Here is a 19,457-nt window from a genome sequence, read left to right as displayed (position 1 = left end):
CACAGCGGCGCGCACAGCCCGAATATGACAGGAAGAAGAGTTCTCGTGATCACAGCACTCGTGGTACTCGCCGGCTGTAGCGGCCCGCTCGGGCCGTTCTTCGGAGGGAATGACGGCTCACCGTCACTCCCCCCGGGTGTCACCGAGGACGGCGTGAACGGGACGCGACTCCTCGAGGCGCACAGAGCGGCGCTCGCCAACCAGTCGTTCACCGTCGAGACCAGCGGCAGCGTCGCGGGCGCCGAGACCGGCCAGCAGGTGCGGGTCGGCGCGAACGACACCGCCGTCGTCGGAACGATCACGCCCAGCGTGACTATCATCGTCGTCGACGGCCGGCAATACGAGCGCATCGACGGTCCCCGCGGCGTCGAGTACACAGTCACGAACTGGTCGAGGGGCGGACAGACCGTCCACGAGGCGTACGCCGAACCGACTGCGCTACGGATTGCACTCGACCCATCGAGCGGGGTCACGGGCAACCTGACACTGAACGGTACCGTGGAGCGCGACGGACGCACCCTGTGGCGACTCACCGTCGAACCGCGCGGCGTCACCGAGGGGGACGCCCCCAACGGCACCGTGCTCGTCACGCCGGCAGGCCGCGTCGTCAGCGCCCAGCGGACGCTCGTGACTGGTGGGAACCGAGTGGCCGTCTCGGCCACGTTCTCCGCGGTCGGCGGGACCACCGTCACGACCCCGGACTGGGTGGCCGACGCACGCCGCCACGGCGAGTACGAGGGGTTCAGGGACGACCAGCGCCGCGTCACCGACCCCGTTCCCCTGGGGTACTCCGGCGACTCCCGCGGCCTCGTGACGCTCGTCGGCGTGCCGGGACACGCCGACAGCAGCGACCTCGATGTCGGACCCATCGCCACCGCCGACGACCCGCTCTCCGACGCCATCGTCGGCTGGTACGCGTACGTCGAGACGTCGACCGACCACGACCACGCGTACGTCACGCTCGGGTACAACGAATCGCGACTTCCGGCGAACGCCAGCGAGTCCGAACTCGCGCTCTACCGACTCGGACAGAACAGCGACACCTTCGAGCGCCTCGACGGGAGCGCCGACGCCGACGAGAACGAGGTCTCGGCGCGCGTCGACGACGCCGCCGGTATCTACGTCGTGTTCCACACACCGACGTTCGAACGTCTCCGAGACGAACTGGAGACGGAGAACTGAGAACTCAGACCTGCTCAGCGAACCCGAAGTTCGGCTTCACGTCCGTGACCTCGACGTCGACGGTGTCGCCCTCCTCGGTGTCCGCCACGAACAGCGTGTAGCCATCGACTTTCGCGATGCCGTCGCCCTCGTCGCCCTCGCCGACGATTTCGACCGCGAGCGTGTCGCCTTCTTCGACCGGCGCGTTCAGGAAGTTCTTCGCAACGACGTACAGTTCAGAGGAGGAGTCCCGAGACGCGTCGGGGCTGGTGACGCGCGTGAACGCGAACTCCTCCTCCACGTCGGCGAGGAAGTCCTCGAAGTCCTGGCCGTCGAACACCTTCACCGCGAAGTGGCCGCCGTCGACCAGCACCTCGCGAGCGGTGTCCAGCGCCATCCGCGCGAGGTGGACGGAGCGCGCGTGGTCGGTGCTGTACTCGCCGGTCATGTTCGGCGCCATGTCCGAGAGCACGACGTCCACGCCGCTCGGTCCGGCGACCTCCCGTATCTCCTCGCGGGTGTCCGCCTCGGTCATGTCCCCGCGGAGCGTCGTGACCGACGCCTTCGGGTCCTCGAGGTCGTCGATGCGCTGGAAGTCCACGCCGACGACCTTCCCGTGTTCGTTCGCCTCCTCGGCGGCGACCTGCAGCCAGCCGCCCGGCGCGGCGCCGAGGTCAACGACCGTCGCGCCGCCGAACAGCAACCCGAGTTCGTCGTCGAGTTGCTTGAGCTTGTACGCGGCCCGCGACCGGTAGCCCTCTTGCTTGGACTTGTTGTAGTAGTGGTCCTTTCCGTTTCCCATGGTCAGTTACTCGAAACGAGGAGTCGAAACCTGAAAATCCCGTCGCTCCAGCGCCAGCCACCCGGAACGCGGCGCTACTTCGGGCGGACACAGTCACCGACGACGGACAGGGTTACCGCCGGACGGACACGGTCACCGCCGGACGAACACCGGCGTTCCGGGGTTACCCCCGTCCCGGTAGCCCAGCGAGCGCAGCGCGTACACGAGGTCTGCGAGCGCGTAGTCAGCCGAGTCGGTGGCTGGCCGGCCGTCGTCCGTGTGCGCGGTGGTGCGCTCGCGAAGGTCGTCGAGCGCGATTCGGTCGCGGCCCTCGCGTTCGGCCTCGTCCAGCGCGGCGCGCACAGGGTCGTCAGAGCCGTCGAGAGCGTACGCCTCGCGTTTCCCGTCGACGCGCTCGCGGAGGTCGCGGAGGGTGCACTCGGCGGACCTGTCGGGATCGCGGACGCGTTCGACGTGGGCGACTAGCCGCCGGTTCGCGTCGACCGCATCCTGCCAGTTCTCGACCGCCTCGACGGCGACGTCCGCGAGGTCGTTGAGACCGCCGACGAGCGGGTAGTCCTCGGGTACGCAGTCGTAGATCCAGAGTTCGTCGCGGAGCACGAGCACCTGCCCGCTGGCGGCCTGCTCGAAGGGCGTTCGGGCCATCGTCTCGTACTCGCTCGCGCAGACCGTGAGGTCGCCGCGGTCCAGTGCGGCCTCGTACGTCCCCCGGTCGGCCTCGGGGTGGGCTGTCACCCAGTCGCGGTCGGCGTACGCGTCAGGAATCGGGTCCATGCTCGTCAGAATGGTCTCGATTCCGAACTCCGCGTGGAGGTGCTCCCCGACCGCGAGCAGTTCGTCGACGCCCTTCTTCTCCCACATCGACCCCGCGAGATGGAGAAACCGGGGTTCCTCGCGGTAGCGCTCCTCGAACGCCAAGAAGTCTATAGGACTCCCGGTTTCGAGTGCGCCGTCGAGCGTCTCGTCGACGACCTCCTCGCGAAGAATCTCGGTCGCGTGCTCGCGGAACTGGCGGGCGTCGGCGCCAGCCTTGAACCAGACGCCGTCGGCGAACGCTGCGCTCGCGAGTTCCATCTGGCTCTGGAACGCGCCGCGGTACGCGCAGTAGCGGTACTTGAACGGCACCTGGAGGTCGTGGACGTTCGCGACGACGTCGAAGGGGGTTACGTCGGCGGCCCACCGGTCGGTCTGCCAGCAGAGCCACTTGTGGAGCGTGAACCGGCCAGTTCGGCGCTGGTCGACGACGCAGTCGAGATACGCGCCGCGGTCGTAGACCTCGCGCTCGATGGCCCGCAGTTCGTCCCAGGTGTACCCGCCCTCGGTGAAAATGTCCGGCGCGTCCGAGTGGCCAGGCCCATCCGAGTCGTCAGTCGCGTCCGGGTCACCAGCAGCGAACGGGTCGGCCCGGATTGCGGTGACGCGCTCTCGTCCCGCCAGAAGCGCGTCGTCGGGGACGTTGGGAGCCACCAGCCAGTAGACGTGGAGCGAGTCGTCGCGGTCGAGCCACCCGCGCACCCACGCCGCGGCGTCGCCGAGCGTGCCGTTCGCGCTCGGGTCGTCGGGCCGGTAGAGCTCCGGTATCAGGAGAACGCGCATCGCCGTCGGTCGGACAGAGAAACGGCGGCGAAGGCCTTCAACGTCCCGGGCGGAGCGGTCAGCGAGGTGCGGCCGCTGGTCAGTCAACGGTGGCCACTGGACGGTCAGTCTGCCGTCGCGGCCGCCTCCGTCCCGCCGCCCGACCACACGCCCGTCGTGAAGTCGATGGCGTCGTTGTACTTCGCGGCGACCGTCGACACCGCGAGGTCACCGGTGACGTTGTTCATCGTCGCGACCGCCCCCAGAAGCGGGTCCACGCCGGCGACGAACCCGACGACCGTGAGCGGGAGACCGAGCGACTCGAGGATGATGGTGAGCATCACCAGCCCCGCACCGGGCACGCCCGCCGTGCCGATGGAGACGAACACGACCGTCGCGAGCAGCGTCACCTGTTCGCCGAGACCGAGCGGGACGCCGAAGAGGTTCGCCGCGAACACCGCCGTCACGGCCTGTCGGATGGCCGCGCCGTCCATGTTCACGGTCGCGCCCAGCGGCAGCGAGAAGCCGTACAGGCTCTCGTCGATGCCGAACGCCTCGTCCGCGCGCTGCATCGTCACCGGCAGCGTCCCCGACGAGGAGCGCGTGGCGAACGCCGTCACCATCGCGTCCTTCGCGCCGGCGAGGAACTCTACGGGCGAGCGCCCGAGCACGCCGACCGTGATGATGCCGAGGTACGTGACGGTGATGTGGACGACGACGCCGAGCGTCACCGTGAACACCAGCGTTCCGAGGGTCGCCACCGCGTCGAGTCCGAGTCCAGCAACGGAGGTCGCGGCGAGCGCGAACACCCCGACGACGCCGTACTCCATCACCGCCCACACGACGTTGAACAGCGCCTCCGTGAGCGCCGCAGCGCCCGCGAAGATGGCCTCCGCGTACGTCTCGACCTCCTCGCTGTCCGCGCGGTCGCGGGCAATCACGAGTCCGAGACCGAGGGCCGTCACGAAGAAGATGACCGACAGCACGTCCCCGGACGCCATCGCGTTCACAGGGTTCGTCGGCACGATGCCGAGGAACACGTCGACGAGACTCGGCGCCTCCGCGGACACCGCCTCGCCGCCCGTGAACTCCACGCCCGTTCCCGGCTGAACCAGGTTCGCCACCGCGATGCCGATGACGGCAGCGACAGCCGTCGTCGCGAGGTACAGCGCCACCACGGACCCCCCGATGCGACCCATCCGAGACGGCGTCAGGCGCCGGATACCCGACAGCAGTGTGAACACCACGAGGGGCAACACGAGCATCTTCAGGAGGCGCACGAACAGCTCGCCGAGCGGCGCTATCGCCTCGATGGGCGGCCCGACCGCGAGTCCGGCCACCACACCGAGCGCGAACGCGGCGGCGAGACGGTACACCAGCGGCACGTCACGGTACGCGCTCCACGCGCTCCGAGCGGCACGAACAGCACTCATACTGCTCGGCTACACACTGCGCGAACTCAAGAAGGAGGGCCGCGTCGGTCGCCGCCGGTACTCCGGCCACACCGTCCCGGATGACGGCAGGTATCGCCGGCAGAAATCCGCGGTCGGCGTCTGGAGTGGTGGCGACGCCGATTCGTCGCCCGCGCCAGCCCCACACACCCTGGAGTTGGCCAGTATGATTCGCTTACTCGTGGAAACGACCGCTTTCTACCCTCTCGATCGGTGCAATTGAGGTAATTACTCTGTAATCGATTGGCCTGTTCAACGTAACCAATCTCAGTGTGTCTCCGTGTAGCTGGTAATCGGCTGGTATGCAGTTCGTCAATATCCTCTTGAGGTAGGTCTGTCCTACCCGAAGTGACGATGATTAACGCTTCCAGCGCGGACCGTTTGGTAACGATTACTCGACGCCGCGGCCCGGCGTCGACGACCGACCAACAGACCGTTTCGACTCGCTTCAGCACACCGCCATCTAGCGGTCGGTGGTAAGTAGATGCCGACTAGACGGAGTTACCTTCAGGGGGTGGCGGCACTCGGGGGCATCGGGAGTCTCAGCTACGTAGCCGACCGCGGTAGCGGGGCGACAAAGACGTTCTCCAGTTTCGTCGACCGGGACGGGACTCAGTTCACGCTCGACGGGGCGCCGTTCTACTTCAACGGCGCGAACGCGCCGTGGCTCACCCACACCTACCCGTCGAAGGACACCGTCGACGCGGTGATGGCGTTCGCCAACGACCTCGACATCGACGTGCTCCGAACGGGCATCCACTCCGTCGACGTCGGCGGCGTCGTCCACTCACCGGAACCCGGCGAGCTCGGTGAGGAGGCGTTCCAGCACGTCGACTACATCTTGCAGCAGGCCGAACAGCACGGCATCCGCATGGTGTTCTCGCTGGTGGACAACTGGGACTACTACGGCGGAATGGCCGCGTACGTCTCGAACTCGCCGACGGCGAGCCAGCACGACGACTTCTACACCGACGCCCAGTGCCGCGAGTGGTATCGAACGTACGTCGAGAAGGTGCTCACTCGGAAGAACACGCTGACGGGCCGCGTCTACCGCGACGACCCGACGGTGTTGATGTGGGAACTCGCGAACGAGGCGGAAGCCAAGCAGGCAGGTATAGACCCACTCCAGTCGTGGACCGAGGAGATGGCGGCCCACTTCAAATCCCTCGACGGGAACCATCTGGTCTCGACGGGGAGCGGTGGGAACTTCAACAGGGACAGCAACGTCTGGGAGTACAGCGGCGGCAACGGCGTGGACTTCGTGCAGAACCACTCGATTCCAGAGGTCGACGTGTGCTCGTTCCACCTCTACCCCGAGTGGCTCAACGAGAACACGAACGCGTACGGCAAGCAGTGGATTCGCGACCACGTCACCGACGCCCACGACACCATCGGGAAGCCGGTGTTCATGGGCGAGTTCGGGTGGGCCGCGGGCCGGAGTCCGGACCGCGCGTCCGTGTATTCGGACTGGTTCGGCCTGCTAGACGAACACGACGCCGCGGGCGCCGCGACGTGGCAACTCGTCAAGGAGAACCGCTCGGAGACCAGCAAACACGACATCCGTCGGAACGACACGGCGACGACGAACGTGCTCGATGACTTCTCCGCCACGCAGACAGCGAAGCGCGGGTCGTCGAGCAGCGGTGGAGGGAGTGGTGGCACGGCCACCGATACGTCCTCGCTCGCGGGTGAACGACTCGACGTCACCGGCGCGGGCGCAGACATCTGGAACCAGTACGACGAGTTCCACTACGCCCACGAGCGGGTGTCCGGTGACGCCACGCTCGCGGCGAACGTCACCGCCCAGGACGACACCCATTGGTGGGCGAAAGCGGGTCTGATGGTGCGTGGTTCGACCGCGCCGGACGCTGCCCACGCGATGATCGTCGTCACACCCGACAACGGCGTCGCGTTCCAGTACCGGACGGACGCCGGCGGCTGGAGTTCGAGTACGGGAGCCAGTGGGTCGGTGCCACAGCGCCTGAAACTCGAACGGCGCGGCGACACCGTCACCGGGTACGCCGAGCGGAACGGCTCCTGGACCGAGGTCGGCAGCGCGACGATTCCGGTGACCGAACCCCACCTCGGCCTCGCCGTCACCAGCCACCGGGCCGGTACCGCGTCCACTGCGCGCTTCGAGAACATCACGGGACAGACTGACTCCCGGCTCTCGGCGTGGACGAACGAGGACGTCGGCAGCGTCGACGTCGCGGGCAGCGTCAGTTCCGTCGACGCCGCCGGCCCCACCGTCGAGGCTGGCAACGCGACGGTCGACGATACGTCGGCCACCCTCACCGGGGACCTCTCAGCCCTCGGCGGCGCCGACAGCGCCACGGTGTACTTCGAGTGGGGGCCCGTCGGAGACGGCTTCCCGAACGTCACCGCCACCCGGGCCCTCGACGCAACCGGGAGCTTCAACGAGACGGTTTCGGGGCTCGCGACCGGCACCCGGTACGAGTTCCGTGCGGTCGCCGAGACAGCGGCGGGCAGCGACCGGAGCGCTGCCACACAGTTCCAGGCAGCCACGTCGCCGCCGGTGGTCGACGACCTAGTGGCGGCCGGCTACGAGTCGTCGAGCGGCGGCCAGTACTGGGTGTCGTGGTCGGTGACGGACCCCAGCGGCGACCTCTCGGTGGTCACCGTCGAGTTGCTCGACGGGAACGGTAGCGTCGTCGCAGACGCGACTACGCAGGTGAACGGCGCGAACCACGGAGGCAGCGACGCGTTCAGCACCTCCGGGAGCGTCAGCCAGTACCGGCTGACTGTCGTCGACGCCGCCGGCAACGAGACGACTGATACCCGGGACATCACGCAGTAGGTGGTAGCTGGTAGACCGGGCTGACGTCGCGAGCGGTCAGCCGAGTGAGACTCGGACCTCGGCGGCCGTCTCCCTCGACGGGTCGGTGACCAGGACTCGGTCCACGTAGCTCTCGCCCGCCACGGAGACAACGAGTTCGTGTTCACCGAGGAAGACGGACGTCTCGAACCGCCCCTCGCTGTCGGTTCGGCCCGACTCGGTCGTCCACCACTCGTCGAAGACGAGCGACCGGTAAACGTCGCACGCGGGCTTCGCCGACCAGTCCTCCCGGAAGAACGGCGCGTTGTCCGCCCAGTGCGCGCCGTCCCAGAACCCCCACGTCAGGAACCCCGTGGTCGCCGGGTGCGCGAACACTGCCGGGAGGAACTGCTCCAGGTGGGTCGCCGCCTCGGACTCAGTCCACTCGTCGCCGTACGTGTCGTACTCCGTCACCTTCAACTCGAGACCGAGGTCGGCGTACCTGTCGAATCGCTCGCGGACAGTGGCCGGCGAGATGGTCTCCCCGGGGGTCTTGTAATGGCCTTGAACGCCGATTCCGCCGAGGTCCGCGCCCTCGTTCAGGAGGAATCGTGCGAGTGTCTCGTAGTCCTCCCGGACGCCGGGGTGGTCGTCAGTGAGCACGTCGTGTTCGTTGAGGTAGAGCGTCGCATCGCCCGCGGCCTCGCGGGCCAGTTCGAACCACTCTACGAGCGCCTGGGCGCGCGTCGGCGGCGCGTCCGGATTCAACACGTCCGTCAGTTCGTGGACGTGGATTTGTTCGTTCACCACGTCCCACTCCGCGACGTCGCCAGCGTAGTGCCCGACGATGTCCGAGACGTGTTCGCGGCTCCGCCGAGCGACGTACGCGGCACGGTTCTCGTCGTCCGAGCGTACTTTTGCCACCACGTCCTTCGGGACGACCGGCTGGTCGAACCGCTGCCAGATGACTGCGTGGCCGCGCAGTCTGAATCCCTGGGAAAGGAGCCACGTCGTCGCGTCGAGCGCGTACTGACGCTCGCTCGACTGCTCCCACGGCCGCCACTTGTTCCGGTGTTCAACCACGGCCGTGTTGAACAGGTTGCGGAGTTGCTCCCGGTACGGGCCGCCCGGGCCTGCTTCGTCGACGAGATAGTACGCGTCGACGGACGACCCGAAATCGAACGCGTGGGCCTGCATCGTCACGGACACTCGGGCGTCCGATACCGGGTCGCCGTTCTCGTCCCGGGTAGTCACCACCAGCCGCCCCGTCCGGTTGGCTTCGATGCGGTCCGACGTCTCCGAATCCGGGTCGCTGACTCGCGTCGTCGACCCGCCGCCCGCGTCGTCCGCTTGCTCCTCGCTCGCGTCCCGAGTGCCGGGCCAGAGTTCGGAGCAGCCAGCGAGCAGAACGCCGCTGGTGCCGGCGACGCCGGCACGCAGGAACCGGCGCCGACTCGTCGGGCGGTCACTCATTCGCCGGCACCTCCACACGACCCCGCGCTTACGCCGGGGAACTCGGCGGCGTAGGGGTCAGTGGGCCACGTTACGGGGGGCGATGGGGCGCGTTCCAGGCGGTAGACGTACATCGGGCCGTAGTCGCGGACGAGCGTGATGGAGTGGGTCTCCCGGAGCGTGGACAGCAGGCGGTTGGCCGCCGACGGCTGGTACTGGAACAGCCACACTTGGTCGTGGTCGGCAGCCGCCGCCCGGACCTGCGTCAGGTTGAGGGCGTACTCGCGGTTCGCCGTCGGCTCGTCCGGGGATAACACGCCGCGTTTCGTCACCCCGGGAGACTGCTGGTAGTACTCGACGTAGTTCTGCGTCCAGAACGTCTGGTACAGTACCAGATCACCTGGTTCGGTCCCCTCGGTGAGGCACTCACCGCTGGCAGCCCAGTCGGCCTCCGTACTCGTCGTGTGATACTGGCCGACGAGCACCCCCGAACACGCCACGATGACGACCAACACGGCAATCTGGTGTTTGCGGGCGGAGATGTTCGTAATTCCCGCTGCGACCAACAGGAACAGGGCCAGACTCGCCGGAATAGTGAACCGCGGGAAATAGACGGGCGTCACCAGATAGGAGACGAGGAACGGCACCACGATCGGGACGGCGAGGAGCACCGAAAGCTGGCCGACGGCGGAGATGTCCGCGAACTGCCACTCCCGGTCGTCGGTGTACGTCGCGACTGCAAGGACAGCACACACGACGTACACGACCACGAGAACTGCAGCGACTAGCCGCGACCACCCGGACTCCACGAGCAGCGGGAAATTGTGCGGCCACCCGACGTACCGCAGGACGGTGTTCGTCACGATGCCGATGCGTGGCGGCGGCACCCACGAGATGATGCCCCCCTCGCGGACCCCGGTCAGCAGCGCCCACACGTGGAAGGTCAGTCGGGCTACCCACGGTGCCGTCAGCACGCCGACGGCGGCCTGTACGCCCGCCCAGCGCCGCCAGTCGAGGCCCGCGTTCGTCTCCGAGAGGAGGACGTACACGTACTGGGCGGCGACGACGAACAACCCAAACACGTGAGTGTACACCAGCAACGCCGTCGAGACGACGTACACCACCGAGGCGCTGGTCGAGCGAGTGCGGAGTCGGGTGAATCCGTACCAGGACGCCAATGCCAGTAGGACGAACAGGCTGTACATGCGGGCGACGCGGCTGTAGTGGATGTGGAACGTGGAGATGGCGAGAAGGAACGCCGCGAGCAGGCCGGTCCGTGAATCGTACAGTTCGGTGCCGAGGGCGTACATTATCAGTATCGCGCCCGCCCCCAGGAGGACCGACATCGAGCGTATACTCGCCACCGAGTTCCCGAACAGGTCCATCCAGTAGTGCAACAGCAGGTAGTAAAGCGGCGGGTGGGAGTCAAGGGGTAACGGGACCATGAGCAGTTCCCGGACGGGGAGTGCTGCTCGCGATGTGACGGAGTACAGTTCGTCCCCATACAGGCTCCAGTCCGTGAGGCCGTAGATTCGCAGGCCAACGCCAACGAAGACGACGCTGGCGAGGGCGAGCAAGTGTTCGGTGTTCACCCACCCTGAGTTTTCCGCGTCGGCGGTCGGTTCGCCGTCGGCCGGGTACGCTGTCGTTCCCGAGATTGCCGTGGCGTCCGGGTCGACGTTCCGCCCGAAGTGGGTCGTCTTCGCCCAGTGGAGTTCGCCAGCGTACGTCTGTCTGAGTGCGCGAACGTCCGCCACCCACTGCATGAACCAGTACATCGGCAGCGTCAACGCCACCACCGTCGAGCGCCGCAGCCGCATCGGCCACGGCTTCTCCGACACCGTCCAGTAGCCGTACGCGTACAGTGCGACGACCACCGTGGCCATCAGAAACCCGGCGATGAGTACGGTGCTCGTGATGGGGTGGAGTGGGTATCCGAGCAAGTTTGCGCCAAGCAAGAGGACCGCCGTCGCGACGAGACTGACGGGACCGAGGTGGGGGACGGCGGACTGCGTGTACACGTGGAACTTCCCCTCGGTGGTATCGGGTGGGTATCGGAGGTACTGGAAGAACGTGTAGATCTTCCCCTTCTTCCAGCGCGTTCGCTGTCGCACCCACGCGTGCATCGACAGCGGAGACTCCTCGTCGGTTGGCGTGTCCCTCAGGTAGCCCGCGTTGTACCCCTCCTGCCAGAGGAACAGCCCCAGTTCGAAGTCCTCGGTGACGTTCTGGGGGTCCCAGGGGCGGTATCCCTGGAGGGCGTGGTCCTCGACCCACGCCCAGTCCGTCTCCGACCAGGGGTCTTCGTACTTCTCGAGGCGGCGCTCGCTCATCGTCTCTAGGAGTTCCCGGGGGAAGAAACACGTCGTTCCACCCAGCGGGATGGGATAACGGCGTTTGTACTTCGCCCACGTGTTCACGAGATACCAGTAGCCGTACTCCGCGCGGAACAGGAGGTTCATCCAGCCGTCGTTCTCGTTCACCATATCGAGGCGACCCTGGACGTAGTCGTGGCCGGCGGCCAGTTTCTCCGCGACGCCCCGGTAGAGTTTCGGGTGGACGACGTCCTCAGCGTCGGTGATGCTGACGACGTCACCACTGATTTTCTCGAAGCCGTAGTTGAGTGCGCGGGGTTTGTTCTGGTCGCCAGGGTACTCTGGAGGGACAGTGAGGGCGTCGAACTCGTAGTCGTCCTCGATGCGGTCAAGCACCTCGGTCGTCTCGTCGTCGTCAGGTTCCAGGAGGACGGTGACGGTCAATTTGTCCTGTGGGTAGTCCGCCTCCCGGATAGACCCGATAGAGTGTTCGATGACGCTCCCCTCCCGGTAGGCGGGGAGCAGCACGTCGATGGACGGGAGTTCCTGCTCGGGAATCGTCAGTGTGAGACTGTCGGGACTGGCTGGTTGGCTTCCGTTGGCGACGAGGTCCTGACCCGTCGACGCCGGTCCCGTGGCGCGTTGAAGGAGTGACTCCAGGGCGGTGACGACCATCGGGTAGTAATGATAGGAGTTGACCCAGATCCAACTGAGGCAGATGAGAATAGCAACCCCCTCGAACACCATCGACACCACTGTCGCATCCATGGAAGTACAGACAGGGTGATTGCATCCTTTGTTATAATTGAGATATTGTCATAAATGGTAGCTTGTGCTTCAGGTGGTTTATCCCCGGCGTCAGCGACAACGTGGCGACCTATACATTCTGACAGTTACTGCCGATTACACGCCACCGCCGCCGCAGAAGGCGCGCCGGCTTGGCTCCCCGTCCCGGGTGGGTTCTCATCGCGACAAGGCGAGATTACTCGCCGTTCGACCCCTGGCGGACTGCCAGGTACGCCGCCAACCCGGCCACCCCACTGAGCAAGAACGCCCCCGCGGCCCGATCGATACTCGAACCACCTCCGGACTCGTCGCCGGTACCACCCGGCCCACCGCCTGCCGTGGTTCGTCGCCCAGTCCCGCTGGAAGACGCGCTCGTCGCCGTCGTCTCCTCTAGACCGCCCGGCGGTTCGATGCGATGGATGGCCCCGGTGTCCCCGTTCGGGCCGCCCGTCTCGTTCGTCAACACGTACAGTTCGCCGTCGCCGCCACGCCCTAGCGAGAACACGAACCGTCCGAGGCGGCCGTCTGGTTCGTTCTCCACTACGAGTTTCTCCACCGACCACAACCCATCGCCGTCAGGCGGCGTCGCGACCAGCAACGACCCAGACGCCCGCCGGTAATCCCTGCTAAAGTCCCCGAACACGTACTTGTCTGCGAGCGCGTCCACCGACCCCGACTCCGACACGTAGCCGCCGATGGCAGCCGTCCCCACGGGGTTGCCGAAGTCGTCCCAGTGGGGATACTCAATGATAGGGTCGAGCAACGGCTCTCCGCCCCGAACGTCATCGGGCGTCGAAGATGGACACTCTGCGGGTGGCTCGCCAGGGTTCTCGGCGTCGAAGCAGTGGGTTCCCTCCCGCACGTTCCACCCGTAGTTCCCGCCCTTCTCCACGATGTTTATCTCCTCGAAGCGCTGCACGCCGGGGTCGCTCACGAACAACCGACCCTCGCTGTCGAAGGACAAACGCCAGGGGTTCCGCAATCCCCACGCGAAGAACTCGTCGTGCCCAGGCTTCCCCACGAGCGGGTTGTCGTCGGGAATCGCGTAGCCTTTCTCACCCTCCCGGCCGTCCACGTCGATGCGCAACACCCCGCCGAGCCGGTTCGCACGCACGTTTTGCGCGTTTCCGCCGGCGTTCCCCTCGTACCAGTCCTCTACGTGTCCCGGGCCGACATCGTTCGTGCTGCTCCCGTCTGACAGCCCTATGTAGAGATAGCCATCCGGCCCGAATCCCATGCCGCCACCGTTGTGTACCGGCCCCGGCATCGGCTCCTCGAGTACGATTCTCTCGCTCTCCGGATCGCCGTGTAGCCCGTCCTCGGTCACCTCGAACTCCGACACGACTGCCGTGTGGCCATAGTCCTGGAACGGCGCACCCTCTCGGGGCGGTGCGCTGTACCGTAGATAGAACCGCCCGTTCTGTTCGAACGCTGGGTGAAACGAGAGCGCGAGCAGTCCTCGTTCGTCGTAATCCGCCCACGTTCCCTCTCCGATGGCCACGAGGCGGTCCCGAACGTCCAGAAACGGGTCGTCGGCCAACCCGTCCTCGAGGCGGTACGCGACCCCGACCTGATCGAGCACCACCTCCAGTCTGCTTCCCCCTGGCGCCGCCTCCAGCCCCACTGGCGACGTCAGACCGCCAGCAACCTGCTCTAGGTGTACCGATTGTCCCATCGGGATGGCGCGCTGCTCACCGAGCGGTTCGTCCCCGCTACTAGTTTCGTTGTGGCCACTCGTGGTCACCTCGCCCCGCATCGACGACGGGTGGACCTCGCAGTAGTACGTCGACATCGCGTCGGTCGCAGTGAACTCGACGGTCTGAGTCGCGCCTTGCTCAGAGACGATGTCGCTCCGCACGAGCACGCCCCCTTCACCGTCCTCGATGGTCACGTTGTGCGGCGCACCGTCGCTGTTCTCCCAGACGATAGCGTACTTCGTCCCCGACTCGAGCGTGAGCGTCGGATTCCGCTCGCTCTCGATAGACGCCGGCGATCGACCCACCCAGCCGTCGGCTGCACCCAGGAGTTCGATGGTCTTCTGACGCTCTGCGCGGGCGGTTCGTACTGCGAACGGTCCGGAAAGTGCCGCGCCGAGGAACGCACGACGGCCGATTCCTCTGGACGCCGATGCGTCCGGCGTCCGCTGTTCGTACGACGGCATCGATACACACGAGCGGGGCTGCTCTATTTAGTATAGGCCGCTTATCCAGTGGCTACTTCAGCCCATCACGCTGGCCGGCACCGCCGCGGGGCGACAGACCCCGCAGCCTGACGGACTATCACAGGTCTCGCCACGACTCACGATTCGTGGACGCGCCAGGTGACCAGCGACTCGAGCGTGTAGTTGAACAAAAACCCTACTCCGATACCCACGATGTTCGCGGCGACGTACCAGATGCCGGCCCACTGGTAACACGCGTATAGCGTCGCCACCTCGACGACCGCTCCGATAGACCGCACGGCGTTCGACTTCACCAGCCGCCACACTACCTCCCCGATGTCGCCGTCGTCGTAGCCGACAAACGTCCACCGCTCGTTTAAACCAAACATGAACAGAATCGACGCCTCCTTCGCGAGCAGCGCCGCTACCACCGGCCCGAGCACCGTCAGTTCTACGAGGCCCACTAGGACGATGTTATCGAGGACGGCGCCGACAGCGCCGACCGAGAGAAACTGTCCGAACCGGGTTGGTGCGAGCAGCGTCCGGTAGCTCATCTCCCCGTGAGGGAATTGCGCTCCCTTCCGGTCCACACGACTGACGGTATCAGCCCGTGGTTACAGTCGAGTCGGAGCGCTGCCCACACCTCTACCTTGACAACCCAATACACGGGGCAAAAGTTGTGTAGACTACACGTTACTCGTTTCGACCAGTTACCTACGAAACCCCGGAGGAGCTCGCGAAAAAGCCGGTCACCACGGCCGACTGGCTACTTCAAGCCGCCAGTTCAGTGAATCAGTTCGCTGCCGCGACGGTGCCGGCCGAGAGCGTCACCCGCTCGCCGTCTGCGGTCACGACCAGTTCGGAGTCCAGACTCACGTCCGCCGTTCCGTCGAGAGTCAGTTCGCCGCCCGCGTTCGTCTCGCCGACGACCGTCCCGTCGACGGTGACGGTCGCGTTCTCGACCGGGTCGCCGTCGCCGTCCGTCACGAGGATGGTCGCGTGCTTCTCGGTAGCGAGCGAACCCTCGATGGCGACCGCGAGGTCGGCGGACGCGTTACCGCTCGCGTCGCCGCCGTTGTCTGCATCGTCGCTCTCACCGCCGGCCGCCGCGCCAGCGCCAATCTCGACCTCCAGTTCGCCGTCGAGAACGGCACCGTCGCCGTTCTCGCCAGCGTTACCGCTGGCACTCGCGTTCGCGGTCGCCTCGAGTTCCAGTTCGCCGTCCGCGGGAACGTGCACCTGCGCGGTGCCGTTCGCGTTCGTCGTGGCGACGACCTCATCGTCCGCGAGCAGTTTCGCGTTCGCGACCGCGTCGCCCTGGTGAGTTACCTTCACGGTGGCGTTCTCGCCGGCGGACGCGTTCCCGAGCACGCTCACGTCGAGTTCCGCGTTCGCCGCGGCGCCCGCAGCGCCAACGGCCTCGATCTCGACGTCGGTGCCGGACTCGCTCGCGACCGGCTTCAGGATGTACTTCCCGCTCTTGCCGGCCTCGACGACCGTGATGTCGAAGACGAAGTCCACGCTCCCCGACGCGTTAGTCGCGAAGCCTTTCTTCACGTGGAGTTTCTGGCTCGGGAGTTTGACGTTCACCGACTCGCCGTTCTGCAGCGTGGCGTTGACCTCGCTCACGTGCACGAACACCTTCTCGTACTCGCCAGCGGGCACGCTGACGTTCCCGAGCAGGGTCGCGTTCGCGCCCTGGAGGGTCGTCAGGTCCACGGTGCGGTCCTCGACGTCCCGCGTGACGAGGCCCGCCTCGGCCTCCGCAGAGGCTTCAGCGTCCGCGTCAGCCGACGCCGTTCCCGCAGCGCCGCTGGTTCCGTTCGTGCTCGCGTTCCCGGACGCGGTCGCCGAAGCGTTCGCCGTGGCGTTGGCCCCGACGGACGCGTTCTCGACGCCGGCGAACGCGACCTCCGTCACTGTGACGTTCAGGTGGCTGAACTGCTCGATCGCGTTCTGCTCGTCGCTCACGTAGAACGCTACTGTGCCACTGTCCGACGCCTGCGTGCCGCCGGGGCCGCCGATGGCGCCCGCGCAACCCGCGAGCACCACCAGCGAGGCCACCAGCAGACTAGATGCGATTCGGCTCATTGCACTCGACCTCCACGTCCCACCACCTCCTAAAAGGGGGAAGTCCTCAACCCGGCTTTCGGGCTCGAGAACCCCAATTAAGCCCAATTAACCCGGGTGCTTCGGGGACCCCACGCGGTAACCAGCCTGCAACCTTGCTGTCGAACCTCCCACCAGGCGGTCTCCGGTTGCGCGCGACAAACTACCCCCGCTAGACCGTCTACACTAACTGGCCACACTAGACTGATCACACCAAACTCCCGCATCAGACCGCGCGCACCAAACTGGCCCAAACAGCCCACCAAAACGCTGCGATTGCCGCTGGCAGTCACCAGTCGAGGACACGAACCCGCCCGTCGAGAACCACCGGACGAAGGCGTCCACGCCAAGCCGGCTCGCGCGCACGCGTACCGCAGGGGTTTTTATTCCCGGATTTCGTAGCGATTGGCAACATGTTCAAGGCGATTGTAGACGCCGACACGCTCCGGACCGCACTCGACTCCGTGAGCGTTCTGGTGGACGAATGCAAGATCCACCTCGACGAGGACGGCATCTCCATTCTCGCCGTCGACCCCGCGAACGTCGGCATGGTCGAACTCGACCTCGGAGCTGCTGCGTTCGAATCCTACGAGGCCGACGGCGGCGTCATCGGCGTCAATCTCTCCCGACTCGAGGACATCGCCGGGATGGCCGACGCCGGCCAGCTCGTCCAGCTCGAACTCGACGAGGAGACCCGCAAACTCCACATCCAGATCGAGGGCCTCGAGTACACGCTCGCGCTCATCGACCCCGACTCCATCCGCCAGGAACCCGAGATTCCCGACCTCGGCGACGACCTCTCCGCGCACGTCGTCCTCGAAGGCGCCGACCTCGACCGCGCCGTCCGCGCCGCCGACATGGTCTCGGACCACATCGCGCTCGGCGTCGACACCGACGCCGAGGAGTTCTACGTCGAGGCCGAAGGCGATACCGACGACGTCCACCTCGAACTCGGCCGCGACGACCTCATCGACCTCGACGTCAGCCCCGCCAACAGCCTGTTCAGCCTCGACTACCTCAAGGACATGAACAAGGCCATCCCGAAGGACGCCGAAGTCGAACTCGACCTCGGCGAGGAGTTCCCCGTCAAGCTCCACTTCGATATTGCGGAGGCCCAGGGCCGGGTCACCTACATGCTCGCGCCGCGCATCCAGTCCGACTAGGTACCTTTTGCTGCGAGCGCGCCTACGGCGCGCTCTGGCAAAAGCTACGATAAAAACACTCCTCCTTCGGTCCGTTCGTTTCACTCACTCCCCTCAGTCGTCGGCCTCTGCTCACTCGCTCACGGCACTTCGTGCCGCTCGCGCATTCCGAGGCGCGTAGCGCCTCGCGACGTTCCCAGAGTGAATCGCGTGCCTCGGGTTCTACCGAACCGCTCGGCCCGCGAATGCTGGTGGCTACCGGCTAATTCGACTGCCGACCACTACCGGCTGCGTAGATTCAAATAGGAGGACGGAACCAACCCCGGTCATGCGTTGACTGCTTGTCTAGGTCGGCCGAGGCGGGAGCGCGACGACCCGGCCTGAAGAACGGATACCGTCGTCTGTTCGCAACTATGTGAGTCCGAGCAAGCGTTTCGGTCGGTGAAACCGACCGAGCTACTTCGAGCCGTACCACTCCGCCTCGAAGCGCTCGACGAACTCCTCGAGGAAGGCGTGGCGCTCCGCAGCAATCTCCCGTCCGGTCTCCGTGTTCATGTTCTCGTGGAGGCGGAGGAGTTTCGAGTGGAAGTGGTGAAGCGTGCTGGCCGGCTGGTCAGAGTCGGCGAAACCCTCCTTCTCGTAGGCATCGTCGTCGGGGAACGGGCGGTCGGGGTCCCAGAGGAGGTTGCCGTGCGAGCCGCTGAACTGGAACGCGCGAGCGACGCCGATGGCACCGATGGCATCCAGATTGTCGGCGTCCTGGAGTACCTCGGCCTCCACGGTTTCGGCGGCCATCGGGTCGTCCTCGAAACCGTACTCCTCGTGGACGGCCACACAGTGGCACGCCGGGTCGACGAGTTCCTCGGGCACGTCTGCCGCGGCGAAGATGTCGCGGACCTCGGGGATGGTCTCCTCGGGGTGCGTGAAGTCGTCGCCACGCACGCGGTGAAGGTCGTGGACGAGCGCAGCAACGCCGACGATTCGTGAGTCCGCGCCCTCCGCCTCCGCGATGCGCGTGCCGACGCGGCAGACGCGCCACACGTGGTGCATGTCGTGGCCGGTGCCGTCGTCAGCGAGGTGCGCCGCCATCTCGTCTGCGACCCGGTCGAACACCGGGTCGTCGGGTCGAGTCATGGCACAGCGTCTAGCGCCCCGGTACAAAGTTTACTCGCCCGGACAGCGCAGCGTCCCACCGGCAACGTTCCGGACGCCATCCTGCACGCGCCGGCACACGAACTCGTCACGACGCCTTTCGGCGACGGACCCGTCAATCCGGGCGTTCACTATGCCTCCAGACGACGACACCATCAGTCCGTCACTGTCCCGCCGAGCGGCCGTGCAGGCGGGTGCGCTCACCGCCGCGGCGCTCGCGTTCGGACTGCCGGGCGTTCGGGGCGCCTCGACCGAACAGGAAGCCGACGCGCTGGCGCGGATCTACGCCAGTGACTTCCACCCGGACGCGCGCTTCGAGGTGGTATCGAACCCGCTCGACTACACGCCCGAAACGCCCATCCAGGAGGGAGAAGCGTTTCTCGTGGACCGCTACTGGCGGGGGTACGAGACGCGCGTCATCCGGTACGGAAACACGAACGAGCGCGTGCTGTTCTTCGTCCCGGAGTCTGCGGACGTCGAACCCGGACAGACCTACGAGACGGGCGAGATCCGGTCGACGGACGAGCTCGCGGAGGGTATCGTCGGCGTGACGTTCGTGTGACCGCGTCGGTGAC

At 66.3% G+C, this 19,457-nt stretch carries 13 protein-coding genes; 4 read left to right on the top strand and 9 right to left on the bottom strand.

The annotated features are described in order from the left end of the window. Positions 1–24: 24 nt before the first annotated feature. Positions 25–1,182 carry a hypothetical protein gene (locus LT970_RS13015; RefSeq protein ID WP_232686909.1) on the top strand — a complete coding sequence of 386 codons (1,158 nt, stop codon included), beginning with the start codon at positions 25–27 and terminating at the stop codon, positions 1,180–1,182. Between the two features lie 4 nt (positions 1,183–1,186). On the opposite strand, the gene LT970_RS13010 is transcribed toward LT970_RS13015, so the two are convergent. From LT970_RS13010 to LT970_RS13000, 3 genes are all read right to left on the bottom strand, one after another. Next, positions 1,187–1,963, bottom strand: a complete 777-nt coding sequence (locus LT970_RS13010) for a 23S rRNA (uridine(2552)-2'-O)-methyltransferase (protein ID WP_232686908.1) — start codon at positions 1,961–1,963, stop codon at positions 1,187–1,189. Positions 1,964–2,095: 132 nt separating this feature from the next. Next, positions 2,096–3,559, bottom strand: coding sequence for a hypothetical protein (locus tag LT970_RS13005; protein ID WP_232686907.1), 1,464 nt, complete (start codon positions 3,557–3,559; stop codon positions 2,096–2,098). 104 nt (positions 3,560–3,663) lie between these two features. Further along, positions 3,664–4,971 (bottom strand): dicarboxylate/amino acid:cation symporter, encoded by a 1,308-nt coding sequence (locus LT970_RS13000; RefSeq protein ID WP_232686906.1) that lies wholly within the window; start codon positions 4,969–4,971, stop codon positions 3,664–3,666. A 502-nt stretch (positions 4,972–5,473) separates the two neighbouring features. Here LT970_RS13000 and LT970_RS12995 point away from each other — a divergent pair. Next, positions 5,474–7,807: a glycoside hydrolase family 2 TIM barrel-domain containing protein gene (locus LT970_RS12995; protein ID WP_232686905.1), complete on the top strand. Its 2,334-nt coding sequence runs from the start codon at positions 5,474–5,476 to the stop codon at positions 7,805–7,807. 36 nt (positions 7,808–7,843) lie between these two features. Here the strand turns inward: LT970_RS12995 and LT970_RS12990 are convergent, their stop codons facing one another. The 5 genes from LT970_RS12990 to LT970_RS12970 all read right to left on the bottom strand — a co-directional run bounded on the left by LT970_RS12990 (position 7,844) and on the right by LT970_RS12970 (position 16,570). Next, positions 7,844–9,238 carry an endo-1,4-beta-xylanase gene (locus tag LT970_RS12990; RefSeq protein WP_232686904.1) on the bottom strand — a complete coding sequence of 465 codons (1,395 nt, stop codon included), beginning with the start codon at positions 9,236–9,238 and terminating at the stop codon, positions 7,844–7,846. Continuing rightward, positions 9,235–12,300, bottom strand: coding sequence for a glycosyltransferase (locus LT970_RS12985; RefSeq protein WP_232686903.1), 3,066 nt, complete (start codon positions 12,298–12,300; stop codon positions 9,235–9,237). Before LT970_RS12985 ends, LT970_RS12990 begins: the two co-directional genes overlap by 4 nt. 214 nt (positions 12,301–12,514) lie before the next feature. Beyond that, entirely contained in the window at positions 12,515–14,479 is a 1,965-nt protein-coding gene (locus LT970_RS12980; RefSeq protein ID WP_232686902.1) for a PQQ-dependent sugar dehydrogenase, read from the bottom strand. Between the two features lie 137 nt (positions 14,480–14,616). After that, positions 14,617–15,033 carry a GtrA family protein gene (locus LT970_RS12975; RefSeq protein ID WP_232686901.1) on the bottom strand — a complete coding sequence of 139 codons (417 nt, stop codon included), beginning with the start codon at positions 15,031–15,033 and terminating at the stop codon, positions 14,617–14,619. 238 nt (positions 15,034–15,271) lie between these two features. Continuing rightward, complete coding sequence (locus tag LT970_RS12970) at positions 15,272–16,570, bottom strand: DUF4382 domain-containing protein (RefSeq protein ID WP_232686900.1); 1,299 nt, start codon at positions 16,568–16,570, stop codon at positions 15,272–15,274. A 431-nt stretch (positions 16,571–17,001) separates the two neighbouring features. On the opposite strand from LT970_RS12970, the gene LT970_RS12965 reads away from it, so the two are divergent. Then, entirely contained in the window at positions 17,002–17,751 is a 750-nt protein-coding gene (locus tag LT970_RS12965; protein ID WP_232686899.1) for a DNA polymerase sliding clamp, read from the top strand. A 435-nt stretch (positions 17,752–18,186) separates the two neighbouring features. On the opposite strand, the gene LT970_RS12960 is transcribed toward LT970_RS12965, so the two are convergent. Beyond that, complete coding sequence (locus LT970_RS12960; RefSeq protein WP_232686898.1) at positions 18,187–18,864, bottom strand: HD domain-containing protein; 678 nt, start codon at positions 18,862–18,864, stop codon at positions 18,187–18,189. Positions 18,865–19,015: 151 nt separating this feature from the next. Between LT970_RS12960 and LT970_RS12955 the strand changes: the two genes are divergently transcribed. After that, positions 19,016–19,444, top strand: coding sequence for a hypothetical protein (locus LT970_RS12955; protein ID WP_232686897.1), 429 nt, complete (start codon positions 19,016–19,018; stop codon positions 19,442–19,444). Positions 19,445–19,457 lie beyond the last annotated feature (13 nt).

Origin of the sequence: Halobacterium zhouii, from assembly GCF_021249405.1 — an archaeon.
Taxonomy (GTDB): Archaea; Halobacteriota; Halobacteria; order Halobacteriales; family Halobacteriaceae; genus Halobacterium; species Halobacterium zhouii.
This window is presented reverse-complemented; position numbering and strand designations above follow the sequence as displayed.